Below are 22,542 nucleotides of genomic sequence, written 5' to 3' on the forward strand. Positions count from 1 at the left end.
ATCCGGGCCTCGGGCCCTCCCGGTGCTGGCGTCCCCTCCATCCCATCATCGTACACCCGTTCGACGACAGTCGGAAGGGTTCTCCACAGGCAATTGCACTGTGGCGCAAGGATATTGGCAGAACTGGAATCCCCAAAGCGGTGCGGCTCAGGGCCTCCGACCCATCCGATGGGTGATGAGCCGGTACGCCGGGTCCTTGCGACTCATGAGGCGTGCGGCCTGCGCCGGGTCGACAAAGGCGGCGGTCGCCCAGACGTCGGCCCACATGAGGTCCGGACCCACGACGGTGGCGGACCCCGCGCGAGAGAGCCCCTGCCCTGTGCGGGGATCGACGATGTGCGCGCCACGTGCCGTGGCACCCGACGTCGCGACCGCGCCTCGGGTGAGGCTCACGACGTCCAGGACACGCGTGCGGTCCGCGGGGTCCTCGATGCCGATCCGCCACACCGGCTCGCCGCCACCCATCCCGCGACCGGCCCCGACGACGATGTCGCCGCCGGCGCCGATGCTGTACGAGATCGCCGGGACCGTGTCGAGGTGTGCGGCCGCTCCTGCGACGGCCCAGCCCTTGACCAGACCCAGCGGGTCGAACGCCACTCGGCCTCCGTCCCGCGAGCGCCATGCGCGGAACAACCCGTCGGTCCGGTCCTCGGCCTCGAGCGACAGCTCGACCACCTCTGCGAGCCAGGGATGGGCCTCGCCGTCGTCGAGCTCGCCGTGCTGCAGACGGAGCAGGTCGCTGTCGGCTCGCCACGTGCTGAGCACCCGGTCGACGCGCCGCAGGTGCGCGAACACGCGGTCGGCCGCGGCGGCGACGTCGGAGCGGTCGGGCTGCTCGGCGCGGACGTGGACACTCACCGGGAGGCCCATGAGCTGGCGCACGAACGCCCTGCGTCCCCAGGGAGCCCGGTGACGGTCACCGCGCGCCGCCCGGACCGGGACCTCGCCGGTGATCACAGGTTGGCCTTGTCGATGGCCGACTGCAGGGACTCGACGTACCCGTGTGACGTGTAGGTCGCCCCGGACACCATGTCGATGGAGGCGCTCTGCGCCGCGACCGTCTCCTCGTCGAGGATCGGCACGGCACGGCTGTTGATCTCCTGGTCACGGTGGTCCTGCCACGGCACCTGGGTCACCGTCGAGGCCGTGATCCGGCCGTCGACGACGGTGATCTGGACCTGCACGTCGCCGAACCGCGTCGACACCGCGTCGCCGAGCACCGTCTGGCCAGCCGAGCTGCCCGAGTTGCCGGAGCTACCCGAGGACGACGACGAACCGGACGAGTCGGACGACGAACCCGAGGAGTCGGAACTCGTCCCCCCTCCGGCGGCGGCGACGGTGCCGGGCCCGGCGGTCGAGACGATGCTCGTCGCCGTGCAGCCCGAGGTCGACGTGCGGTAGCTGAAGAGCAGCACGATGATCGTCAACGTGCTCGCGGCCCAGAGGGTGATGCGTCGCATGGGGGCGTCCTTGGTCTGCTTGGTCGGTCAGGTCGGTCAGGTCGGTCAGGTCGGTCAGGTCGGTCAGGTCGGTCAGGTCGGTGAGGCCGGGGGTGGCGTCGTCAGTACGCGAAGCGCTCGAGGTGGACCTGCTCGGGAGCGGCGCCGGCTGCGAGAACCGCGGTCCGGGCCGCCGCCATCCACCCCGGGCTCCCGCACAGGTAGACGTCGCGCTCGGCCACGTCCGGGACCACGTGTCGCAGTCCCTCGACGTCGGTCAGGTGCTGGGCGGCCCGGGGCAGCCATGAGACCCGTCCGGGGATGCGCGGCCCGTCGACGAGCACGTAGCTCGCTCCACGAGTCCGGGCCAGGTCGGCCAGCTCGCCAGCGAGGACGGCGTCGTCGGCCGCACTGACGCGGTGCAGCACGGTCACGTCGCCGGGATCCTGGTCGAGCTCCTCGAGGAGGGCACGCATCGGAGTGATGCCGATGCCCGACCCCATGAGCAGCACCTTGCGGCGGGAGCGCACGCCCTCGTGGAGCCGGCCGTAGGGTCCTTCGACGAGGACTCTCGTGCCGGGGCGGAGTCCAGCCAGGGCCGAGCTTCCGTCACCCACGTGTGCCGCGGTGAACCTCAAGGTGTGTCCGTCGGGAGCCGCGGAGAGCGAGTAGGGGTGCGCCCGGGTCCAGCCGTCCTCGCCGACGAACCGCCACTGGAAGAACTGGCCGGCCCTTGCCGGGATCCGTGCCACGCCCGGTCCGCCGACGGTCACGGTGGTCACCTCGGGCCCGTCCCGGCGCACGTCGACGACCCGCAGTGGGGCACGCAGCGAGCGCCACACGGGCACCCCGATCCGGAAGGCGAGCACGGCACCGAGCGAGACGGCATACAGGCTCCACCAGAGCACGGTCGCGGTCGTCGACGCGGTGAAGTCGGACCCCGTCCAGAGCTGGTGCGGAAGCGCGAGCCCGGCCCCGAGGTAGGCGTAGAGGTGGATGAGGTGCCACGACTCGTAGCGGAGCCGGGCCCGGGCCTTCTTGACGGACGTGACGACGACCATCCCCAGCGCGAGCGTCCCGGCGACCGCGAGGAGCATGCCGGGGTAGTTCACGACGAGGTCGACGAGCGTTCCCCAGAGGCCGCGCGGCGAGGCGGCGGCGTAGCCGAGGACGATGAGGACGACATGCCCCACCATCAGCGTGAACGAGGTGAAGCCGACGAGCCGGTGGGTGCGGGCGAGCTCGTCCTGGCCCCACGCCTGCTCGAACCACGGCACCCGGGCCATGAGCAGGACCTGCACGAGGATCAGGGCCGAGGCGACGAGGCCGGCGAGCCTGCCGGTCGACGTGAGGGCCCCGCCGAGGGAGCCGAGCTCCTGGAAGCCTCCGTGCGCCGACCAGAGGCCGGTCACCGCGACGAGCAGCGCCCAGAGCAGGAGTTCCGACGCTTCACGCCACCAGCGCGGCACGGGACGGGGGACGCGGCGCACGGCGAGGGGCGCCGTCGGTGCGAGAGACGTCGTCATACCACCGAGGTTCGCGACGGGATCTGTACGCCGGCTGTGGACGACCCGTCGGGAACCCATGAACCACCGCGGCGGTCACGAGACCCGCGGGTCAGGCCGTCGGGTCGCTCCGGACGACGACGCCGTCGACGAGGACGACGTCGGCACGCGCGTCCCCGCCCTCGACCCGGCGGGCGTTGGCCTCGTCGGAGCGCAGCACCCACGCCGTGGCGTCGTCGGTGTCCCGCCCGGTCCCGACGTGCCGCGACACGAGCCGGCCGACCCGGGCATCGGCGTCCAGCCCGCACCACCACACCTCGTCGAGCAGCGGCGGCACCGACGTCCACGGCTCCTCGTCGAGCAGGAGGTAGTTGCCCTCGGTGACCACGAGGTCCGCCTCCACCGGCACGACGAGCGAGTCCGGCACCGGCTCCCCCTCGACGTGGTCGAAGCTCGGCGCCGGGACCGGCACGCGCGGCACCGCGCGCACGGCCGCCAGCACACCGGCATACGCCGCGGTGTCGAAGGTGTCGGGGGCGCCCTTGCGGTCGCGCCGGCCGAGGTCGTCGAGCTCGCGGTTGGTCAGGTGGTAGCCGTCCATCGGCACGTGGGCGACGTGCCCCGACAGGGACGGGTGCGCGGCGGCGGCCGCCAGCAGCCGGGTCACGAGCGTGGTCTTGCCGGCTCCCGGCGGCCCGGCGATGCCCAGGACCGCACGTCGTGGCGCCACCGACGCGACGACGGCGGCCAGCCGGTCGACGAGGTCCTCGACCCGGAGCGGCTCACCAGACACCGAGCACCTGCCCGCCGATGCGGATGGTGAAGGCCGCGACCACGACGACGAAGACCACGCGGACGAAGCCGCTGCCCCGCGACACCGCGGTGCGGGCGCCGACGTAGCCCCCGAGGAGGTTCGCTGCAGCCATCACGGCACCAACCTTCCACATGACGTGGCCGCCGGGGGCGAACACCGTGAGGGCGCCGAGGTTGGTGGCGAAGTTCGCGATCTTGGCCTTGGCGCTCGCCTCGAGGAACGCGTAGCCCATGAGCCCGACGAGCGCGAACACCATGAACGAGCCCGTCCCCGGCCCGAGGGCGCCGTCGTAGATGCCGATGACGAAGCCGACGAGCATCGCCGTCACCGTGTGCCGGGTACCGTCCCAGCGCAGCGCGGTGTCGGTGCCGAGTGCGGGCTTGGCGAGGGTGTAGCCACCGACGGCCACGAGCATGACGAGGATGATCGGGTTGAACGCGGACTTGGGGATGTTCAGGCCGATGAGCGCTCCCCCGATGGCGCCCACGTAGGCCACGGCCGCCATCGGGAGGGCGGTGCGCAGGTCGGGCCGGACCCGCCGCCAGTAGGTGGTCGCGCTGGCGACCGTGCCCGCGATCGAGCCGATCTTGTTCGTCGCGAGCACCTGCGCCGGTGACGCACCCGGGAAGCCGAGGAGGAGCGCGGGGATCTGGATGAGCCCTCCCCCGCCGACGACGGCGTCGATCCACCCGGCGACGAACCCGGCGAGGGCCATGAGCGCCAGCGTGGTCAGCTCGGGGTCGTTCATGCCCCGGTCATGCGCGGGTCACGGCTGCGACCAGGCGTCGACGATGTCGAGGATGTCGAGCAGCTCGTGCGCCACCGCGTCCGGGGTGACGTCGACGTCGACCTGCTGGTCGACCGGGATGTCGCTGTGCGGGACCCAGATCGCGCGCATCCCGACCTGCTGGGGACCGTGGATGTCCTCGAACGGCCGGTCACCGACGTAGGCCGCGCACTCGGGCTCCACCCCGAGGGCCTCGCAGGCGGCGAGGAACGCGTCGGCGTGCGGCTTCACGACGTGGATCTCGGACGAGTACACGTCGGCGTCGAGCAGGTCGAGGACGCCGTCGCGCTCGAAGACCTCACGGTGGAACTCGCGCGACCAGATGGTGTTGGACAGCACGCCGACCCGAATTCCCCTCTCCCGCAGTCCTTCCCAGAGTGGGCGAACCTGCTCGTCGGTGTGGGTGTGCGGCTCCCAGAACCCGCGGTATGCCGCGAGGGCCAGGTGGTGCCGGTCGTGCGCCGGGTCGACCCCCGCCGCGTCGAGGATCGCCTCGAGGGTCGAGCTGGAGTGGTCGGTCCGGCCCCGCTGCCACGCCACGGCCTCGGCCTCGTGGATGCGCAACGCGAGCGAGTCGGCCTCGGCGAGCTCGTCCGCGGGCATCTCGCTCGCCTCGATCGGGACGCCGTGGACCTCGCGGGCGTAGACGCGCCACTGCTCGGGCAGGTCGACGTCGTGCCAGGGCGTGAGGGTGCCGCCCCAGTCGAAGATCACCGCGTCGAGGTGGCGGGAGCGGGTCACGCCCCGGCCCCGGCCACCCGGCCGCGCACCTCGTCGACGATCTCGTCGACGGCGGACTCGACGGCGACCTCGCGGCGCTCGCCGGAGCGGCGGTCCTTGATCTCGATGACGCCGTTCTCGAGCGACTTGCCGACGACGACGATCGTCGGGATGCCGATGAGCTCGGAGTCCTTGAACTTCACGCCCGGGCTGACCTTCTCGCGGTCGTCGTAGAGGACGTCGAGCCCCTGCGCCTCGAGGGCGGCGGTGATCTCGTCGGCCTTGGCGAAGACGTCGCCGTCGCGGTCGCGGTTCTTGCCCGTGGCGACGACGTGCACGTCCGCCGGAGTGACGGCGCGCGGCCAGCACAGCCCGATCTCGTCGAGCGTGCCCTCGGCGACGGCGGCGACCGCGCGGGAGACACCGACGCCGTAGGAGCCCATCGTCACGGTGACGAGCTTGCCGAACTCGTCGAGGACCTTGAGGTCGAGCGCCTCGGCGAACTTGCGGCCGAGCTGGAAGATGTGGCCCATCTCGATGCCGCGGGCGGTGTGCAGGACGCCGTTGCCGTCGGGGCTCGGGTCGCCGTCACGGACCTCGGCGGCCTGGATCGTCCCGTCGGCGGTGAAGTCACGGCCGAGGACGAGGTCGAGGACGTGCTTGCCGTGCTCGTCCGCGCCAGTGACCCACGCGGAGCCCTCGGCGATGCTCGGGTCGAGGACGTAGCGGATCCTGGACTCCTTGTCCTCACCGAGGACCCCGGGGCCGATGTAGCCCTTGACGAGGCTCGGGTTGGCGGCGAAGTCCTTCTCCTCGAACGCGGCCACCTCCGCAGGGGCGACCTGGGCCTCGAGCCGCTTGGGGTCGACCTCGCGGTCGCCCGGCACGCCGATGGCGAGCGGCACACGCGCGCCGTCGGGCTGGACGAGCACGACGACGACGTTCTTGAGGGTGTCGGCGGCGGTCCACTCGCGACCGTCGGGGCGCGGGTGGTTCGCGTTGAGCGAGGCGACGAGCGTGTCGATCGTCGGGGTGTCGGGGGTGTCCTCGACGTGCGCGGCCGGCACGCCCGAGGCGTCGACGGGGCCTGCCTGCGGCACGACGACGGCCTCGACGTTCGCGGCATACGTGCCGGCGTCGTTGCGGACGAACGTGTCCTCACCGATCGCGCTCACGGCGAGGAACTCCTCGCTCGCCGAGCCGCCCATGGCACCGGACATCGCGGCGACGATGACGTACTCGAACCCGAGCCGGTCGAAGATCCGGACGTAGGCCGCGCGGTGCGCGTCGTAGGACGCCTGCAGCCCCTCGTCGCTCACGTCGAACGAGTACGAGTCCTTCATGAGGAACTCGCGCCCGCGCAGGAGCCCGGCGCGCGGACGCGCCTCGTCGCGGTACTTGTTCTGGATCTGGTAGATGGACAGCGGCAGGTCCTTGTAGGAGCCGTACATGTCCTTGACGGCGAGGGTGAACATCTCCTCGTGCGTCGGCCCGAGCAGGTAGTCGACGCCCTTGCGGTCCTTGAGCCGGAAGATGTTGTCGCCGTACTCGGTCCAGCGGTTCGTCGTCTCGTAGGGCTCGCGCGGCAGCAGCGCCGGGAAGGTCAGCTCCTGCGCCCCGATGGCGTCCATCTCCTCGCGCACGATCCGCTCGACCTTGCGCAGCACCTTGAGCCCGAGCGGCAGCCACGTGTAGATGCCGGGGGCGGCGCGCCGGATGTAGCCGGCGCGCACGAGGAGCCGGTGGCCGGGCAGCTCGGCGTCGGCCGGGTCGTCGCGCAGGGTTCGCAGGAACAGCGACGACATGCGCATGGCCACAGGGGGTCTCCATCGATCGGGGTGGGGGAACGTGCCCAAGGATAACGACGCGGGCGTATGCCGTTCACGCCCATTCCCCGGTACCTCGCCGTCAGCGACCCGGCGGGCCGCGTCTCGGCGAGGTGCGCTCGTGATGTGGCCGTGCGTCAGGGCCTGGCGAAGACCCCCTCGACGAACCGGCTCAGCTGCCGGTCATCCAGGTGCTTGGCGAGGTCGGCCTCGCTGATCATGCCGACGAGCTTGTGGTCGGCCATGACCGGCAGGCGCTTGATCTGCTCCCGCCCCATCGTCTCGACGATCGTCACCATGTCGGTGTCGGCGTCGACCCACGTCACCTTGCCCTGGGCGAGCTCGGCAGCGGTGCACGCACTCGGGTCCTTGCCCTCGGCGATGCACTTGATGACGATGTCGCGGTCGGTGATGATCCCGTGCAGCTTCTCGTCGTTGCCGCAGATCGGCAGCGCGCCGACCCCCAGGTCGCGCATCATCCTGGCCGCTTCGTCGAGCGTCTGGTCCTCCGCGATGCACTGCGTTCCCGCGTGCATGATGTCTCGGGCCGTCGTCGTCATGGTGACCTCCTCGGTGGTGGGGACTTCCGGGGCGGCGCACGGGTCTGGCCCGGACGACGAGGGCCAGGTCCGGGCACGCCGTCGATGCCACTCTCCACCGATGGCCCGAGCGAGCACAACCCCCACCTTGGGCTCACCGCGGCGCGCGGCGACGGTGCTCGTCACGACCTCGTCCTAGGCTGGCCACCATGGCGAGCGAGCTGACGATCGAGCGGGTGCTGACCCTCGTCGAGCTCGTGCCGCGGGGCCGGATCGTGAGCTACGGCGACCTCGCGCAGATCGTCGGGATCGGGCCGCGGCAGGTCGGGTCGTTCATGGCCCGCCACAGCGACGGGCTCCCCTGGTGGCGCGTCACCAACGCGTCCGGAGACCTGCCGAGGGACCTGCTCGACCAGGCCCGACCGCACTGGGCCGACGAGGGGATCCTCGTCAAGCGCAACGGTCTGGGCTGCCGGATCGCGGACCACCGCGCCGACCTCGACGCCCTGGCCACGGCATACCGGGTCCGCATCGCCGACACGCTCGACCGGATGGGGAGCGCGATCCCGCACACGAGCGACCCGGCGGCGGCCGCCTTGGCCGCGGCGGGGATCACGACGCTCGAGGAGCTGAGCGAGTGGCGCCGCGCCGACGTCCTCGCGCTGCACGGGATGGGACCCAAGGCGCTGGGGATGCTCGACACAGCCCTGGCCGGGGCGGGGCTGGCGTGGAGAACGTGAGCGCCGGGCGCCGCGTCAGCCGGTCGCCTCGGACTCGGCGGCGCGCTTGAGCCGGGCCAGGCCCTTCTCGAAGTCCTTCCCCACCATCTTCTCGGTCGGCATGACCTTGGCGAACACCGCCGCGAGCCCGGAGTTGTCGCCCCGCATGACCCAGTCCACCTTCGTGCCCCCAGCCGCGGGGGTCAGCACGAACTCGATCTCGTGGTCGGCCTTGAAGGGCTTGGTGAAGTGCAGGTCGACGCCGATCCGCTCGGCGCTGGAGCGCGTGATCTCCATCGAGCCCTCACCGGCCCGGCGGTTGCCCCGCCACTCGTAGCGGGCGCCCACACCCGAGTCGGAGCCGGAGTAGGCGCGGCGCAGGTTCGGGTCGACGTCCTCCCACGGCGACCACGTCTCCCACCGGTGGAAGTCGTCGATGAGGGCGTGGACCACGGCGGGTGACGCTGCGACGAGGGTGCTGCGGCTGAACTCGAAGGCGGCCATGGGGCCAGCGTAGGGCTCCCCCACCCGGTCGCGGGGCGGGTCAGAGGCGGCCGGCGGCGCGCAGGGCCGTGCGGATGAGCGGCCACTGCAGCGGCAGCCGGGCCACCGTCCCGGCGAAGAAGGCCGTGGAGGCGGTGTCCTCCTTGCGCTGGGCCCGCTTGGCGTGGGACGCGCTCATCTGGAGGTTGGCGGGGAACACGGCGACGAGCAGTGCGGCACTGGCCAGTCCGGCGACCTTGCGGGTGCGCGGGTGGAGCAGGCCGAGCGCACAGGCGATCTCGGCGACGCCACTGACGTAGACGAGCTCACGACGGCGCGGCAGGACGTGGGGCACCATCCCCTCGAAGACCTGCGGGCGGACGAGGTGGGTGGCGCCGGAGGTGAGGAAGAGCGTCACGAGGCCGAGGGTGGCCTTGTCGAGCGGCGGGGTCGTCTGCGGCATACGCGTCATCCTAGGGACGCCGACGCCCCCACTGCGGGGGGCAGCAGGGGCGTCGGAGGTGCGTTCGTCAGGTCGTGGGGGTCGTGGGTGGCGCGGCCGGCGGCGGGACGGTGCCGTCGGTGGAGGTCGGCGTCACCCCGGGCGAGGGGCGGGTCTCGGGGATGCCGAGGCCCGAGCGGACGGCCTTGCCACCCTTGCCGACGTGGCCGGCGTACTTGGGGCCGACCTTGCGGCTCACGGCGTCCTCGACCTTGCCGATCGTCGACGAGACGGAGTCGGGGTTCTTGCGGGCGTAGTCGCGGGCCTGCTTGGCCAGGCCGGCGAGGGCTGCGAGCTTGATGACGCCACGTGCCATGGGGGTCCTCCTCGAGGATGGGGGTTGGGTCTGCTCCCATCATGCCCCGTCCTCACGAGTGCGCGGCATGTCACGCGCTTGCGAGGACCGGGAGCCCGAGCCCGCGCGCAACCTGCTCCATGAAGCGGGACGGCTCGAGCCTCAACCCCAGGAGGGGGATGCGCAGCACGCGGGTCGACCCCAGCGCCACCTCGTTCGCGCGGAGGGCGTCGGCCGTCGGGTTGAGTCCGAGGAGGTGGTGGCCACCGTCGATCTCCACGACGAGGCCCTCCCACTCGACGTCGAGGTGGACCCGGCCGGACGCCGTCGTGCGCAGGCTCTGGCGCAGAGGGAGCGGCAGGCCGTACCTGCGACACCAGGTGCCGAAGTCGAGCTCGCCGAGCGAGTGCGCGCCGTCGCACACGTCGGGGATCACCTGGCCGAGGAAGAACCGGCGGGGTGACCGCCCCACGCCGCGCCAGGCCTCCAGCAGCCGACCGGCTCGCACGAGGCGCTGCTGGACCGGCAGGCACACGAGCAGGGCGGCCTGCCGGTCGCTGACCGCCCACTGGGCCGCGTGGAGAGTGGCCCACTCCGGCGCCAGCCTCGGGACCCCGGCGCCCGAGACCCGTTCGAGGACCCGACGCTGGTGCGTCGTCACTCCCTCGACCCGACGCACCGAGGCCGACCGCGGGAGGCTCACGTCGATCGAGGCCGGGGTGAAGCCCGTCATGCCGTGGGCCACGAGCGCGGCGGCGCCGTCGAGCACCGCACCGGGACCCGACTCCCACACCGCTCGCCACAGGTCGGCCACCGGCTCCAGGGTCACCTCGAGCACGCGGACGGTGTGCACACCCAGAGGGCGCCACCGCCCGGCGAGGACCTCCGTCCGCACCTGATGACGCGTGAGGCCGGCTTCGCGCAGGTCCTTGCGGTGCACGACTCCCCCGTGGTCGGCGGCGAGCGCTGCCCCGACCTGCTGTGGAGCGCCCCGGTCCTCACGAGCGCGCGGCCTGTCACGCGTTCGTGAGGACCGGGCGCATCAGCGAAGCCTCAGAGGAGGACGGTGGTGAAGTCCCCCACGGACGTGTAGCCGAGCCGGTCGTAGGTCGCGAGCGCGGCCGCGTTGAAGTCGTTGACGTAGAGCGAGACCATCGGCGCCTGCCCGGCCATCACCTGCTCCATCACCGAGGCGAGCATCGACACCGCCAGCCCCTGGCCGCGCAGGTGGGGGGCGAGCCACACCCCTTGGAGCTGGGCGCACCCGATGGCGAGCGACCCGATGTCGGTCTTGAAGACGACCTCGCCGTCCTCGACGACGACGTAGGTGTGCCCGCGGGCGATGAGCGAGGCCAGCGAGCCGCGGTAGCTGCGCGGCGAGCCGGTGTAGGGCGGGTAGCCGATCTCCGCCGTGAACATGTGCACCGCCGCCGGCAGAACGAGGTCGACCTCCTCGGCCCGGGCGGGCCGCACCCGCGGGTCGAGCTCGACCCCGAGCGCCGACGGCGGCGTGGACGTCGAGAGCAGGGGCTGGTGCGAGCGCACGGCACGGGGCGGTCCCCAGTGCGGCTCGAGCGCGTGCCACAGCTCGACGACCTCCTCGCGCGGCCCGAGGAGCGAGGCGACCCGCCCCCGCCAGCGCCGCATCCGCTCGGCGTACATCGCCCGCGACGTGGCGTCGGACTCGACCGGGACGATGTTGGCGCTGGCCCAGCAGATCGAGCCGAGCCGCCCGTCGTCCCGCACGGCCAGAGCGGCGTCGAACGAACCGGTCGGGGCGCACTCGAGCAGGCGAGCCGCCACGAACACGTGCGCCGCGGGGTTGCGCGAGCACAGCTCGAGGGCGTCGTCGAGGTCGGCACGGGTGAGGGACCTCACCGGGTTACGGGTGCGCAGCACAGGCCCAGCCTAGGAGCACACGTGGCTCGCTGCGCGGGTTCAGCCGACCGTGGCTCAGCCGACCGTGACGCTGGGGGCGCCCGCGGACTCCTCGTCCATCGGCTCGCCCATCTCCTCCGCGATCCGCATGGCCTCCTCGATGAGGGTCTCGACGATCATCGACTCGGGAACGGTCTTGATGACCTCGCCCTTGACGAAGATCTGGCCCTTGCCGTTGCCGGAGGCGACACCGAGGTCGGCCTCGCGGGCCTCACCGGGGCCGTTGACGACGCAGCCCATGACGGCGACGCGCAGCGGCACGGTCATGCCCTCGAGCCCGGCGGTCACGGCGTCGGCGAGCTTGTAGACGTCGACCTGCGCGCGGCCGCACGAGGGGCACGAGACGATCTCGAGCTTGCGCGGCTTGAGGTTGAGCGACTGGAGGATCTGGTTGCCGACCTTGACCTCCTCGACGGGAGGCGCCGACAGCGAGACGCGGATCGTGTCCCCGATGCCCTTGGACAGCAGCGCCCCGAACGCGGTCGCCGACTTGATCGTGCCCTGGAAGGCGGGCCCGGCCTCGGTGACGCCGAGGTGCAGGGGCCAGTCACCGCGCTCGGACAGCATCTCGTAGGCGCGCACCATGACGACGGGGTCGTTGTGCTTCACCGAGATCTTGAAGTCGTGGAAGTCGTGTTCCTCGAAGAGCCCGGCCTCCCACACGGCCGACTCGACGAGCGCCTCGGCGGTGGCCTTGCCGTGCTTCGCGAGCAGGCGCGGGTCCAGCGAGCCGGCGTTGACGCCGATGCGGATGGAGACGCCCGCGTCCTTGGCGGCGGCGGCGATCTGCTTGACCTGGTCGTCGAACTTGCGGATGTTGCCGGGGTTGACGCGCACCGCGGCGCAGCCGGCGTCGATGGCGGCGAAGACGTACTTCGGCTGGAAGTGGATGTCGGCGATGACCGGGATCTGCGACTTGCGGGCGATCGCGGGCAGGGCCTCGGCGTCGTCCTGGCTCGGACAGGCGACCCGCACGATGTCGCAGCCCGTCGCGGTGAGCTCGGCGATCTGCTGCAGCGTGGCGTTGATGTCGGTCGTCGGCGTCGTCGTCATCGACTGCACCGAGATGGGGGCGTCCCCGCCGACCTCGACCTTGCCGACCTTGATCTTGCGCGTCTTGCGACGGGGCGCCAGCACGGGCGGGGGCAGGGACGGCATACCGAGACCAACAGTCATGGGGTCCAGTATCCGGTATGCCGCCCGCCCACCCTCACGCGCGTGCGTCCCCGCGCGCCCAACTCGCCAATTCCCCCGTTGGGGACACGGCGTGTCGCGTGCCGAACGGGGGAATTGGCGAGTTGGGGCCGGTCAGCCGCCGAGGTTGATCGGGTTGACGATGTCGGCGTAGATGAGCAGCGCCGACATGACGAGCAGCCCGAGCGAGACGGCATACGCCACCGGGAGGGCCTTGGCGACGTCGACCGGACCGGGGTCGGGGTTGCCGCGCACGCGGGCCCAGCCCTTCTTCGTGCCCTCCCAGAGCGCCCCGGCGACGTGGCCGCCGTCGAGCGGCAGCAGCGGGATGAGGTTGAAGACGAACAGCATGAGGTTGAGCGAGGCGATGAGCTGGACGAGGAACCAGGCCTTGTCGCCCCAGGACTCCCCGACGATGCGGTCGAGCTTGCCCGCGGAGACGTCACCGGCGACGCGGCCGACGCCGACGACGGACATCGGGCTCTCGATGTCGCGCTCCTGCCCGGCGAACGCCGCCTGCCACACGCCGACCATCCGCTGCGGGATCCGGACCATGGCGCCGGCGGTGGTCGTCAGCCCCTGCCCGAGGATCGCGGGGACCGCCGTGACCGACTGTGGCTCGTAGTCGATCGGGGGGGCCGACGAGATGCCGAGGTAACCGGTCTCGACGACGCGCTGGGTGCCGTCGGCGTCGAGGATCGGCTGGCCGGCGTCGTCGTAGGCCGGGAGGGTGTTGAGGATCGGGGTGGCGGTGAGCGTCTGCTCGGCGCCGTCGCGAAGGACGACGATCTCGGTCGGCTGCCCCACCCGCGGGCGGACCATCCGCCCGACGTCGGCGGTCCTGTCGACCGGCTCGCCGTTGATCGAGCGGATCTCGTCGCCCGGGAGGATCCCGGCCGCGTTGGCCGGCGTCGCGGGGGCGCCCACGCAGCTCGGGTCGGTCCTCGCCTCCTCGACCGTCTTGACGCACTCGGCGACGGAGGCGACGACGGCACCCGGGCGGGAGGTGGGGATGCCGTGGGCGGTGACGAGGATGGTGAGCAGGACGACGGCGATGAGGAGGTTCATCACCGGCCCGCCGAGCATGACGACGACCTTGCGGTGCACGGGCAGCCGGTAGAACACGCGCTGGTCGTCGCCGGGCCTGATCTCCTCGAGCGAGGCCTTGCGCGCCTCGTCGGCGAGCTGGCTGAACCGGCCGGTCGAGGACACCCGCATCTTCGTGGGGTCGTCGCCGGGGCGTGGGGGGAACATGCCGATCATCCGGATGTAGCCGCCGAGCGGGATCGCCTTGACGCCGTACTCGGTCTCCCCGCGACGCCGGGACCAGATCGTCGGCCCGAAACCCACCATGTACTGGGTGACCCGGACGCCGAAGCGCTTGGCCGGCACGAGGTGCCCCACCTCGTGCAGGGCGATCGAGGCGGCCACCCCGAACGCGAGGACGACGACGCCCACCACGTACGCGACGACGGTCATGCTCTCCACACCTCAGTGCCCTCTCAGTCTGCGACCGGGTTCAGAGGCCCAGCTCGACGGCCGCCTGCTCCCGAGCCCACGCGTCGGCGTCGAGCACTCCCTCAACGGTCGAGGCGTCGGATTCTCTCCCAGTATGCGCGTCCACCACCCGCGCCACCGAGTCGACGATGTCGAGGAAGCCGATCCGCCCCTCGTGGAACGCGTCGACCGCCACCTCGTTGGCGGCGTTGTAGACGGCCGGGAAGGTCCCGCCGGCCTCGCCCACGCGGCGGGCCAGCCGCACCGCCGGGAACGCGTCGTCGTCCAGGGGGGCGAAGTCCCACGACTGCGCAGTCGACCAGTCGCAGGGCACGTCGATGTCGTCGAGCCGGTCGGGCCACGAGAGGCCGAGCGCGATCGGCACGAGCATGCGCGGCGGGCCGAGCTGGGCGATGGTCGAGCCGTCGCGGAACTCGACCATCGAGTGGATCTGCTGCTGCGGGTGCACGACCACGTCGATCCGGTCGAAGGGGATGTCGAAGAGCAGGTGCGCCTCGATGACCTCGAGCCCCTTGTTGACGAGCGTGGCCGAGTTCGTCGTGATGACCCGCCCCATGGAGAAGTTCGGGTGCGCGAGCGCCTGCTCCGGCGTGACGTCGGCGAGCTCGGCCCGGCTGCGTCCGCGGAACGGCCCGCCGCTCGCCGTGACGACGAGGCGGCGCACCTCCTCGGCACGACCGCCGCGCAGCGACTGGGCGATGGCGCTGTGCTCGCTGTCCACCGGGACGATCTGGTCGGGCTTCGCGGCGCGTCTGACGAGGTCGCCGCCGATGATGAGCGACTCCTTGTTGGCCAGCGCGAGGATGGAGCCGGCCGCCAGGGCGGCGAGCGTGGGCCGCAGGCCGATCGAGCCCGTGACGCCGTTGAGGACGACGTCGGCGCCGACGCGAGCGGCCTCCTCGGCCGCGTCCTCCCCGACCACGATCTCCGGTGCGTATGCCGGCCCACGCAGGCTCGCGGCATACGCACCGATCGCTGCGCGCAGGTCGTCAGCGGAGCCGGACGCGAGGGCGACGAGCGGCACCTCGAAGTCGACCGCCTGGCGGGCGAGGAGGCCGATGTTGCTGCCGGCGGACAGGGCGGCGACGGTGAAGCGGTCACGGTTGCGGCCGATGACGTCGAGGGCCTGCGTGCCGATCGAGCCGGTCGACCCGAGGACGGCGACGGAGCGGCTCACTCCGACCCCTCGGTCCCGGTCTCGCGCGACGCCTCGATGGCGGAGCGACGGGCGAGGCGGTGCTCGCGACGGATCCCGGCCTCGCGGAAGCGGCGGCGCTCCTCGGGCGTCTCGAGCTCGAGGGCGGGGACCGTCGCGGGTCGGCCGTCGGCGTCGATGGCCACCATGACGAGGTACGCGCTCGCGACGTGGACCCGTTCGGTCACCGAGTCCCAGCGGTCGACCTCGACGCGCACCCCGACCTCCATCGAGGACCGTCCCGACCAGTTGAGCTGGGCGGTGGAGTGCAGGATGTCACCGACACGCACCGGGGTCACGAAGGTCATCTCGTCCATGGCGGCGGTGACGGCCGGTCCTCCCGCGTAGCGGTTGGCGACGACCCCGGCGATGCTGTCGACCGCCTTCATGAGGTGGCCGCCGTGGACGGTGCCGAGGAGGTTGGCCTCCGTCCCCCGCATGATCTCGGACAGGGTCACTCGGGTGTCGCTGGGCGTCGTCACGCCGCCATCCTGCCAGTGCGGTCAGCCCGGCCGGACCGCCCGCCAGGCGGGGTCGGAGGGGCTCAGCGCTCGATGACGGTGACGTGCACGTGGGGGTGCTCCCGCTGCAGGTCGTCGAGGATGCGCTCGATGCCCGCGAAGGTGCGCGGGTCGTCGCGGCGCAGCGCCGCGACCCCGTCCCAGACGAGCTCCCACTCCCCCTGTCCCTCGCTCTCCCGGGCGAAGGTGTCGAGGCAGTCCGCGAGCGCGTCGAGGTTCATCCCGAACCACTCGGGGAAGTTCAGGGTCTCGGAGAAGGCCGCGAGCGCCTCCGCCTTGGTCGACCGCGCGGGGATGACCTGGACCTCGCGGCCTTCCTCCACCGCGTCGGCGACGAGCCCGTCGAGGTCGACGCGGTCGCCGAGGTGGCGCATCATCACTGACCCTCCTGGATCTGGCGGAAGCTGTCGTAGTGGTCCGAGGTCCAGTACCGGTCGCCGTCCCGTCCGGTGATGATCCGGCGGGCCCCGCGGTCGTCGGAACCCGGTGTCTCGACGGTGTACTCACGGTAGTAGCCGCGCGCCTGCCGGGGCAGGATCCCCTCACGGTTCTGGAAGGTCCGGTCGTCCTGGTCGTAGGGGTAGGGGCCGCCGGCCCGGATGAGCGTGAGCGTCGCCCTTGCCTCGCGCGGGAGCCTCGACTCCGCGATCGTCGCCAGGCCGGAGTCGGGGGTGTCGTCCGCGGAGGGGGTTGCCGGACCGCCCGGTGTCGTGGGTGCGGTGGCCGTGGCCCGGGCGCCCGGGGTGTCCGTCGTGGCCGTGGCACCCGTCGCGCCGTCGCGGGTGAGCACCCACCAGAGGCCCACGACGAGCGCGAGCACGAGCAGGGGCGCCAGCCAGGTCAGGGCCGAGCGGCGTCCGGTCACGGGTGAGGTCACGTGCGCCATTGTGCCCGGCGGGGCCTGCCTGCTCAGGGCAGGGCGTTCCAGGTGTCGACGAACGTGGCGGGCAGCTCGCGGCTGCGGCCGTCGGCCTGCTCGAGGCGGTGGGCGACGTCAAGGGAGTAGTCGTCGTCGCCGAGGTGGAGGTTGAGGCCGCTCCCGACCGGGACGTGCCGCTTGACGACCGGGAGCACGGTGCGCAGGTCGCCGCCGGCGGGCGCCGAGATGGTCACCTGTCGCCGGGCTCCCGACCCACCGGGTTCGCGCCAGCCGACCGAGCCGATGCCCGGGTCCGCGACGAGGGCGGCGAAGTCGGCGAGGTCAGCGGAGAGGTCGGCCCCGAGGTCGCTGCCGGCCTCGAAGTCGGCGCCCCGGTCGACGGTCCACAGCGGGTGGTCGCTGCCCTGGGTCGTGACGTGCAGCCGCACCGACCCGTGCGCCGCGGACCGGGCCACGGCTGCCCGGACGGTCGGTGCGACGTCCGCGGCCGAGGCCACCCGGACGACGACGAGCGAGGACGACACGAACCGCGCCGACACCACGCCGGGGAGGGCCCCGAGCTCGGTCCTCAACGGGCCGGCGAAGGTCGGCGGGGCCATGTCCTCGGGGTGCGCGCCCCCGGTGCGCACGGTCACGGCCACGTCGGGTGCGACGGCGGCCACGGCCGTGCGGACGGCGACGGGGTCGACTCCGGGCTGCACGCTGAGCTCGAGCGCGGACCCGTCGAGGGCGAAGGTGTTGAGATCCGATGCGTCGAGCGCGCCCAGGGCCTGCGCGAGGTGCGGGGTGAGGTCGCGCCACAGGCCGTCGAGCTCGCCGCGCGGTGCGGAGATCCTCCCGTCGACGGGGAGGTCACGAGCAGCACCCGCCGACGCGAGGGCGGACTGGACCACCGCGATGTCCGCGGCGACGTCGGCGAGGTCACCGGCATACGTGTCGCAGTCCAACCGGCCGAGCAGCGAACGGGACTGTGCCCGCAGCTCCTCGCGCAGGGCGAGGTGCTGCGCCCGCCGGTCCCCCGCGGTGCAGATCTCGAGGCCGTTGGCCCGCAGGCTGGCGGTGTCGCCGGAGCCCTCGAGTAGGGCGGCGACCGCGTCCTCGACCTCGGTGAGGGTCTGCGCCGTCGCGTCCGGGCGCACCGTGACCGTCGCATGGAAGGACCCCGACCAGGGCAGGACGTTGTCGGCGGAGCTCGAGACGTCGTCGAGGACGTCACCGTGCTGGGCGGTGAGGGCGCGCTCGAAGTCCGCGGCCTTGGCCGAGCCCTTGTTGACGTCACCGCAGCCACCGAGCGCCAGGGCAGCGCCCAGCAGGACCGTGACCGACGTGACGCGGCTGCTCATGGGAGGAAGGCGTGGATGGCGCGGAGCTGGGCGAGCGGGGCGAAGAACCCGAGCGTGCCCTGGTCGACCACGACTCTCTGCACCCCGTGCTCGGCGATCTGGTCGCACATGTCGAGGACCCGCTGGCTCGGCACGGCCAGCGACAGGCCGGCCTGCTCCTCGCTGAACCCGTTGGCCAGCGCGAACTCCCGGGCGCGGGCGCCGGAGGTGAAGGCGAGCAGGGACGGGACGCCGTCGACCGTGCCGACCAAGGGGCCGACGTCCGGCGGCGTGCCGCGGGCGACGAACCACCACCTGTCGAGCGAGAACATGGCTCCCCAGAGGGCGGTCTGTGCGTCGAGGGCGCCCCCGGACGCCCGGACCGCCTCCGAGAGGTCGTCGATCGACGCGGTCTGCTCGGCATCGGTCATGCCCCCACCGTACGGACCCGCTTGCGTCCGCAACCCTGGTCGGGATCGCGACCAGGGTTGCGGACGCAAGGAGGCGGGATCACGGGTTGAGGGAGACGTAGGTGGTCTCGAGGTACTCGTGGATCCCCTCGAACCCACCCTCACGCCCGAAGCCCGAGTGCTTGACGCCACCGAACGGTGCCGCGGCGTTCGACACGATGCCCGTGTTGATGCCGACCATGCCGAAGTCGAGGGCCTCGCTGATGCGCAGCACGCGGGCGTGGTCCCGGGTGTAGGCGTAGGCCACGAGGCCGTACTCGGTCGCGTTGGCCTGACGGACGGCGTCGGCCTCGTCGGTGAAGGTCGTGACCGGGGCGACCGGGCCGAAGATCTCCTCCGTGAGCACCCGCGCCCCGGCCGGCACGTCGGCGAGGACGGTCGGCGCGTAGAAGTGCCCGCGTCCGGCGACCTTCACTCCCCCGGTGAGCACCGTGGCTCCACGCTCGACGGCGTCGCGGACCAGCTCGTCGACGCCGTCGCGGGCGGTCTCGGTGATGAGTGGGCCGACCTCGACGCCGGCCTTCGTGCCCTTGCCGACGGTGAGGGCGCCCATGCGCCGGGCGAGCGCCGCCGCGAAGTCGTCGACCACGGACTCGTGCACGAGGAAGCGGTTGGCGGAGGTGCAGGCCTCACCGATGTTGCGCATCTTGGCGAGCATCGCTCCGTCGACCGCCGCGTCGAGGTCGGCGTCCTCGAAGACGAGGAAGGGGGCGTTGCCGCCGAGCTCCATCGACACGCGCAGCAGCTGCTCGGCGGACTGCTCGACGAGCCGCCTGCCCACGCTGGTGGACCCGGTGAAGGTGAGCTTGCGCAGCCGGGGGTCGCGGATGATCGGCTCCGAGACCTCTGCGCTGGACGAGGTGGTGATGACGTTGAGGACGCCCGGCGGGAGGCCGGCCTCCTCGAGCACCGCGGCGAGCGCCAGCATCGACAGGGGCGTCTCCCCGGCGGGCTTGACGACCATCGTGCAGCCGGCCGCCACCGCCGGTCCGATCTTGCGGGTGCCCATGGCCAGCGGGAAGTTCCACGGCGTGACCATGAACGTCGGTCCGACCGGCTTCTGCAGCGTGAGCAGGCGTGAGCCGCCCGCCGGGTTGACGGCATACCGCCCGTGGATCCGCACGGCCTCCTCGCTGAACCACCGGAGGAACTCGGCGCCGTAGGTGACCTCGCCACGCGACTCCGCGAGCGGCTTGCCCATCTCGAGGGTCATGAGCAGGGCGAGCTCCTCGGTCCGCGCCGTGAGCAGCTCGAACGCGCACCGCAGGATCTCGCCCCGTTCGCGTGGTGCCGTGGTGGCCCAGTCCGCCTGTGCCGCAACGGCTGCGTCCAGCGCCGCGGTCCCGTCGGCGATGGTGGCGTCGGCGACCTCGACGAGGACCGAGCCGGTGGCCGGGTCGTGCACGGGGAACGTGGTCGCGCTGAGCGAGTCGCGCCACTCGCCGCCGATGAGGAGCTGGGTCGGGACGGACGAGAGGACGGACTTCTGGGTCACGGCAGCCATGACCCGACCCTAGCCACAGACGGCAGCGCCGGAGAGGGGTCGGCGAGCGCGACCGGGGCAGGATGGGCGCATGACGGAGATCGAGACCCTGCAGGACCTCGACACCACGCTGGCCGGCGGCGGGTCGCTCCGGGGTCTGCGGATCCAGGATCTCGACCTCACCGGGCGTGAGGGTCAGCTCCTCGCCCGGACGGACCTCGACGGCATGGTCGTGCTCGGCGGCCGCCTCTCCCCCGCGCTCGACGCGCACCTGCGGTTGCACGGCGCGCTGGTCTTCCCCACGGACCCCCATGCGCCGGTGAACCCCTACCGGGCGACGCTCTACCAGCCCCATGAGCTCTACGCCGGCCTGCTCGAGCACGGCTACGAGGGCACCCCGGACGCCCTGGCGTACCACTGGTCGAGGGACGCGACGCTGCACCACGACGCCTTCGTGAACCTGCTCCGGGCCGTCCACGACGACTCCGTCAGCGACGCCCTCACCGAGTTCCTCCACGGCGCCCCGGTCGTCGGCGTCATGGGCGGCCACGCGCTGGCGCGCGGGACCGAGGCGTATGCCGGCGCCGCCCGTCTCGGTCACCGGTTCGCCGACGAGGGGCTCGTCGTCGCCACCGGCGGCGGCCCGGGCGCGATGGAGGCGGCCAACCTCGGGGCGCTGTGCCCGTCGGAGGCGGTGCTGGACGGCGCGCTCCGACGTCTGGTCGGCACGGCGTCGTTCCACCCATCGATCACGGACTGGGCCCGCGTCGCGCTGGAGGCGTACGACGAGATCGTGCGGATCCCGTTGCGGGAGAGCGTGGTCCGGTCCATCGGCATCCCCACGTGGTTCTACGGGCACGAGCCGCCCAACGTGTTCTGCAACGGCATCGCGAAGTACTTCAGCAACGCCGTGCGCGAGGACGGCCTGCTGGCGCGCGCCAACGCCGGGCTCGTCGTGCTGCACGGCGCCGCCGGGACCGTGCAGGAGATCTTCCAGTCGATCACCCCGCTGTACTACGCCGACGAGGGCCGCGTCCTGGCGCCGCTGGTGCTCGTCGGCGTGGACCACTGGTCACGGGAGGTGCCCGTGTGGCCCGCCATCGAGGCGCTGGGCCGGGACCGTGGGCTGGGTCGGGTCGTGCACCTCGTCGACGGCGTCGACGAGGCCGCCGAGATCGTGCTCAGCTCTCGCGGGTGAGCAGGACGATGCCGAGGCACATCTCGTCGGTGGTGCCCTCGCCCCAGGCGACGTAGCGCTCACGCAGGTCCTTGAAGGCCGGCAGGACGTCACGCAGCGACTGGTCATGAGTGCAGGTCACGGTGAGCGTGTCGCCCTTCTCGACGACGGCCGGCTTGGCGAGGGGTACCGCAGCCTGGTCGTCGAAGTTCCAGACGGGGATGTCGAGGACCCGCCGGGCCTGCGGCGTGCCCTTGTTGACGTCGACGGTGATGGACTTGCCGAGCAGGTGCATGTGGCCGGCCACCGCGCGGATCCGGCCGGCCTCCCGGACCGGCCGCGTGCACGACTGGGTCGGGCCGGGCCTGGTCTCACCGCAGAGGAGGTGGAGCAGGTCGGCCGTGGCCACCTGCTCGCCGAAGCGGGCCCGGATGTCGGCCACCGCGGGGGTGCGCGCGCACAGCTCCCCCGGCGTCCCCGTGCGGCACGGCAGCTCGACGGGCGCGGGCAGCAGCATGGTCTCGAGTGGCGTCTTGTCGCCGGCGCTGGCCGGGCTCAGCCGGAGGCGGGCGCTGCTCTGGTCCGCACCTCCTCCCGCGAGCAGGTTGTAGTGCACCTGAATGACGATGCGTGAGCCCTGCGCGAGCGGGATGCCGATGTCCTCGGCCATGACGCGCTCACCGCCGCCGGGCGCCCAGGCGCCGACCCACTCGGCGTTGTTGAGCTGGGCACCGGGGCCGTTGTCGACTCCGGAGCCGCCGAAGCAGGTCCAGCCCGCGCCCTCGTCCTTGGCGTCGGCGGCCTCGGCTGCCGCGACCTTGCCGGGGTCGACCTTGAAGAGGATGACGTGGTGCACGGCCGCCGCGTTGTCGGGCGTGACCTTGATGCCGCTGACGATCATGTCCTGCGCGAAGGCCGGGTCCACGAGGAAGCAGCGGTAGTCGTCGGTGCCGGTGCCGAACGGCGCCTTGGGCGTGTACTTCGCCGGGAGGGTCAGCTCTTGGAACGTCTCACCGGCCCGCAGGGCGACCTCGGGCGGCTCGGGCACGGCGGCAGCCTTCGCGCCGGAGGTGGGTGAGGCGTCGTGGGTGCTGCTGTGCGAGCCGCCACCGCGCAGGTTGTCGGGCAGGGCGCCGCCGCAGGCCGAGAGGCTGAGGGCGGCGACGAGTCCGGCCGCGGCAGTGCGAATGCGCATACTCCAGAGTAGACGCTGGC

At 72.4% G+C, this 22,542-nt stretch carries 25 protein-coding genes; 2 read left to right on the forward strand and 23 right to left on the reverse strand.

Annotation, left to right across the window (positions count from 1 at the left end; all coding sequences use genetic code 11):
• Positions 1-147: 147 nt before the first annotated feature.
• The 8 genes from N801_RS13145 to N801_RS13180 all read right to left on the reverse strand — a co-directional run bounded on the left by N801_RS13145 (position 148) and on the right by N801_RS13180 (position 7,651).
• Entirely contained in the window at positions 148-957 is an 810-nt protein-coding gene (locus tag N801_RS13145; protein ID WP_245618442.1) for an FAD:protein FMN transferase, read from the reverse strand.
• Positions 954-1,460: an FMN-binding protein gene (locus N801_RS13150; RefSeq protein ID WP_035938574.1), complete on the reverse strand. Its 507-nt coding sequence runs from the start codon at positions 1,458-1,460 to the stop codon at positions 954-956. Before N801_RS13150 ends, N801_RS13145 begins: the two co-directional genes overlap by 4 nt.
• A gap of 101 nt (positions 1,461-1,561) precedes the next feature.
• Positions 1,562-2,965, reverse strand: a complete 1,404-nt coding sequence (locus N801_RS13155; protein ID WP_035938577.1) for a ferredoxin reductase family protein — start codon at positions 2,963-2,965, stop codon at positions 1,562-1,564.
• A gap of 91 nt (positions 2,966-3,056) precedes the next feature.
• The gene (locus tag N801_RS13160) at positions 3,057-3,737 is read right to left on the reverse strand and encodes a nucleoside/nucleotide kinase family protein (protein ID WP_035938580.1); all 681 of its coding nucleotides are present in this window, start codon (positions 3,735-3,737) and stop codon (positions 3,057-3,059) included.
• On the reverse strand, positions 3,727-4,506 hold the full coding sequence (locus N801_RS13165; RefSeq protein ID WP_035938582.1) for a TSUP family transporter: 780 nt from the start codon (positions 4,504-4,506) through the stop codon (positions 3,727-3,729). Before N801_RS13165 ends, N801_RS13160 begins: the two co-directional genes overlap by 11 nt.
• Before the next feature lie 18 nt (positions 4,507-4,524).
• Positions 4,525-5,286 carry an HAD family hydrolase gene (locus N801_RS13170; protein WP_035938585.1) on the reverse strand — a complete coding sequence of 254 codons (762 nt, stop codon included), beginning with the start codon at positions 5,284-5,286 and terminating at the stop codon, positions 4,525-4,527.
• Positions 5,283-7,076, reverse strand: a complete 1,794-nt coding sequence (locus tag N801_RS13175) for a proline--tRNA ligase (protein ID WP_084108928.1) — start codon at positions 7,074-7,076, stop codon at positions 5,283-5,285. Before N801_RS13175 ends, N801_RS13170 begins: the two co-directional genes overlap by 4 nt.
• Before the next feature lie 152 nt (positions 7,077-7,228).
• Positions 7,229-7,651 (reverse strand): CBS domain-containing protein, encoded by a 423-nt coding sequence (locus tag N801_RS13180; RefSeq protein ID WP_035938589.1) that lies wholly within the window; start codon positions 7,649-7,651, stop codon positions 7,229-7,231.
• 188 nt (positions 7,652-7,839) lie between these two features.
• On the opposite strand from N801_RS13180, the gene N801_RS21825 reads away from it, so the two are divergent.
• On the forward strand, positions 7,840-8,370 hold the full coding sequence (locus tag N801_RS21825) for an MGMT family protein (RefSeq protein ID WP_084108925.1): 531 nt from the start codon (positions 7,840-7,842) through the stop codon (positions 8,368-8,370).
• 15 nt (positions 8,371-8,385) lie between these two features.
• Here the strand turns inward: N801_RS21825 and N801_RS13190 are convergent, their stop codons facing one another.
• The 14 genes from N801_RS13190 to N801_RS13255 form a co-directional block, all read right to left on the reverse strand.
• Positions 8,386-8,853, reverse strand: coding sequence for an SRPBCC family protein (locus N801_RS13190; protein WP_035938592.1), 468 nt, complete (start codon positions 8,851-8,853; stop codon positions 8,386-8,388).
• A gap of 40 nt (positions 8,854-8,893) precedes the next feature.
• The gene (locus N801_RS13195) at positions 8,894-9,295 is read right to left on the reverse strand and encodes a DoxX family protein (protein WP_035938595.1); all 402 of its coding nucleotides are present in this window, start codon (positions 9,293-9,295) and stop codon (positions 8,894-8,896) included.
• Positions 9,296-9,362: 67 nt separating this feature from the next.
• Positions 9,363-9,650: an antitoxin gene (locus N801_RS13200; RefSeq protein WP_035938597.1), complete on the reverse strand. Its 288-nt coding sequence runs from the start codon at positions 9,648-9,650 to the stop codon at positions 9,363-9,365.
• A gap of 70 nt (positions 9,651-9,720) precedes the next feature.
• Positions 9,721-10,569: a hypothetical protein gene (locus N801_RS13205; RefSeq protein ID WP_211254734.1), complete on the reverse strand. Its 849-nt coding sequence runs from the start codon at positions 10,567-10,569 to the stop codon at positions 9,721-9,723.
• 113 nt (positions 10,570-10,682) lie between these two features.
• Complete coding sequence (locus N801_RS13210; RefSeq protein ID WP_035938599.1) at positions 10,683-11,528, reverse strand: GNAT family N-acetyltransferase; 846 nt, start codon at positions 11,526-11,528, stop codon at positions 10,683-10,685.
• Between the two features lie 54 nt (positions 11,529-11,582).
• Positions 11,583-12,743: a flavodoxin-dependent (E)-4-hydroxy-3-methylbut-2-enyl-diphosphate synthase gene (ispG, locus tag N801_RS13215; protein WP_035938601.1), complete on the reverse strand. Its 1,161-nt coding sequence runs from the start codon at positions 12,741-12,743 to the stop codon at positions 11,583-11,585.
• 132 nt (positions 12,744-12,875) lie between these two features.
• Positions 12,876-14,240, reverse strand: a complete 1,365-nt coding sequence (locus tag N801_RS13220; RefSeq protein ID WP_035938603.1) for a M50 family metallopeptidase — start codon at positions 14,238-14,240, stop codon at positions 12,876-12,878.
• Positions 14,241-14,280: 40 nt separating this feature from the next.
• Positions 14,281-15,456, reverse strand: a complete 1,176-nt coding sequence (gene dxr / locus N801_RS13225) for a 1-deoxy-D-xylulose-5-phosphate reductoisomerase (protein WP_035938606.1) — start codon at positions 15,454-15,456, stop codon at positions 14,281-14,283.
• Positions 15,453-15,956: an acyl-CoA thioesterase gene (locus N801_RS13230; protein WP_035938608.1), complete on the reverse strand. Its 504-nt coding sequence runs from the start codon at positions 15,954-15,956 to the stop codon at positions 15,453-15,455. The genes dxr and N801_RS13230 overlap by 4 nt, the downstream gene beginning before the upstream one ends.
• 62 nt (positions 15,957-16,018) lie before the next feature.
• Entirely contained in the window at positions 16,019-16,372 is a 354-nt protein-coding gene (locus N801_RS13235; RefSeq protein WP_245618444.1) for a barstar family protein, read from the reverse strand.
• Positions 16,372-16,881 carry a guanyl-specific ribonuclease gene (locus tag N801_RS13240; protein ID WP_035938610.1) on the reverse strand — a complete coding sequence of 170 codons (510 nt, stop codon included), beginning with the start codon at positions 16,879-16,881 and terminating at the stop codon, positions 16,372-16,374. The genes N801_RS13235 and N801_RS13240 overlap by 1 nt, the downstream gene beginning before the upstream one ends.
• Positions 16,882-16,904: 23 nt before the next feature.
• Positions 16,905-18,218, reverse strand: coding sequence for a hypothetical protein (locus tag N801_RS13245; protein ID WP_035938613.1), 1,314 nt, complete (start codon positions 18,216-18,218; stop codon positions 16,905-16,907).
• Positions 18,215-18,628 carry a hypothetical protein gene (locus N801_RS13250; protein ID WP_035938616.1) on the reverse strand — a complete coding sequence of 138 codons (414 nt, stop codon included), beginning with the start codon at positions 18,626-18,628 and terminating at the stop codon, positions 18,215-18,217. Before N801_RS13250 ends, N801_RS13245 begins: the two co-directional genes overlap by 4 nt.
• A gap of 79 nt (positions 18,629-18,707) precedes the next feature.
• Positions 18,708-20,171, reverse strand: coding sequence for an NAD-dependent succinate-semialdehyde dehydrogenase (locus N801_RS13255; protein ID WP_035938618.1), 1,464 nt, complete (start codon positions 20,169-20,171; stop codon positions 18,708-18,710).
• Between the two features lie 70 nt (positions 20,172-20,241).
• Between N801_RS13255 and N801_RS13260 the strand changes: the two genes are divergently transcribed.
• The gene (locus tag N801_RS13260; protein ID WP_035938620.1) at positions 20,242-21,348 is read left to right on the forward strand and encodes an LOG family protein; all 1,107 of its coding nucleotides are present in this window, start codon (positions 20,242-20,244) and stop codon (positions 21,346-21,348) included.
• On the opposite strand, the gene N801_RS13265 is transcribed toward N801_RS13260, so the two are convergent.
• Positions 21,332-22,522: a monooxygenase gene (locus N801_RS13265; RefSeq protein WP_035938623.1), complete on the reverse strand. Its 1,191-nt coding sequence runs from the start codon at positions 22,520-22,522 to the stop codon at positions 21,332-21,334. The genes N801_RS13260 and N801_RS13265 overlap by 17 nt on opposite strands.
• Positions 22,523-22,542: the final 20 nt, after the last annotated feature.

Source organism: Knoellia aerolata DSM 18566 (assembly GCF_000768695.1).
Lineage (GTDB): Bacteria > Actinomycetota > Actinomycetes > Actinomycetales > Dermatophilaceae > Knoellia > Knoellia aerolata.

Excerpts from the sequence above, each read along its gene's own strand:
- N801_RS13190 (WP_035938592.1), bottom strand. The coding sequence starts at position 8,853 with ATGGCCGCCTTCGAGTTCAGCCGCAGCACCCTCGTCGCAGCGTCACCC.
- N801_RS13175 (WP_084108928.1), bottom strand. The coding sequence starts at position 7,076 with ATGCGCATGTCGTCGCTGTTCCTGCGAACCCTGCGCGACGACCCGGCC.
- N801_RS13180 (WP_035938589.1), bottom strand. The coding sequence starts at position 7,651 with ATGACGACGACGGCCCGAGACATCATGCACGCGGGAACGCAGTGCATC.
- N801_RS13240 (WP_035938610.1), bottom strand. The coding sequence starts at position 16,881 with ATGGCGCACGTGACCTCACCCGTGACCGGACGCCGCTCGGCCCTGACC.
- N801_RS13195 (WP_035938595.1), bottom strand. The coding sequence starts at position 9,295 with ATGCCGCAGACGACCCCGCCGCTCGACAAGGCCACCCTCGGCCTCGTG.
- N801_RS13235 (WP_245618444.1), bottom strand. The coding sequence starts at position 16,372 with ATGATGCGCCACCTCGGCGACCGCGTCGACCTCGACGGGCTCGTCGCC.
- N801_RS13245 (WP_035938613.1), bottom strand. The coding sequence starts at position 18,218 with ATGAGCAGCCGCGTCACGTCGGTCACGGTCCTGCTGGGCGCTGCCCTG.
- N801_RS13220 (WP_035938603.1), bottom strand. The coding sequence starts at position 14,240 with ATGACCGTCGTCGCGTACGTGGTGGGCGTCGTCGTCCTCGCGTTCGGG.
- N801_RS13260 (WP_035938620.1), top strand. The coding sequence starts at position 20,242 with ATGACGGAGATCGAGACCCTGCAGGACCTCGACACCACGCTGGCCGGC.
- N801_RS21825 (WP_084108925.1), top strand. The coding sequence starts at position 7,840 with ATGGCGAGCGAGCTGACGATCGAGCGGGTGCTGACCCTCGTCGAGCTC.
- N801_RS13155 (WP_035938577.1), bottom strand. The coding sequence starts at position 2,965 with ATGACGACGTCTCTCGCACCGACGGCGCCCCTCGCCGTGCGCCGCGTC.
- N801_RS13165 (WP_035938582.1), bottom strand. The coding sequence starts at position 4,506 with ATGAACGACCCCGAGCTGACCACGCTGGCGCTCATGGCCCTCGCCGGG.
- ispG (WP_035938601.1), bottom strand. The coding sequence starts at position 12,743 with ATGACTGTTGGTCTCGGTATGCCGTCCCTGCCCCCGCCCGTGCTGGCG.
- N801_RS13150 (WP_035938574.1), bottom strand. The coding sequence starts at position 1,460 with ATGCGACGCATCACCCTCTGGGCCGCGAGCACGTTGACGATCATCGTG.
- N801_RS13250 (WP_035938616.1), bottom strand. The coding sequence starts at position 18,628 with ATGACCGATGCCGAGCAGACCGCGTCGATCGACGACCTCTCGGAGGCG.
- N801_RS13200 (WP_035938597.1), bottom strand. The coding sequence starts at position 9,650 with ATGGCACGTGGCGTCATCAAGCTCGCAGCCCTCGCCGGCCTGGCCAAG.
- N801_RS13265 (WP_035938623.1), bottom strand. The coding sequence starts at position 22,522 with ATGCGCATTCGCACTGCCGCGGCCGGACTCGTCGCCGCCCTCAGCCTC.
- N801_RS13255 (WP_035938618.1), bottom strand. The coding sequence starts at position 20,171 with ATGGCTGCCGTGACCCAGAAGTCCGTCCTCTCGTCCGTCCCGACCCAG.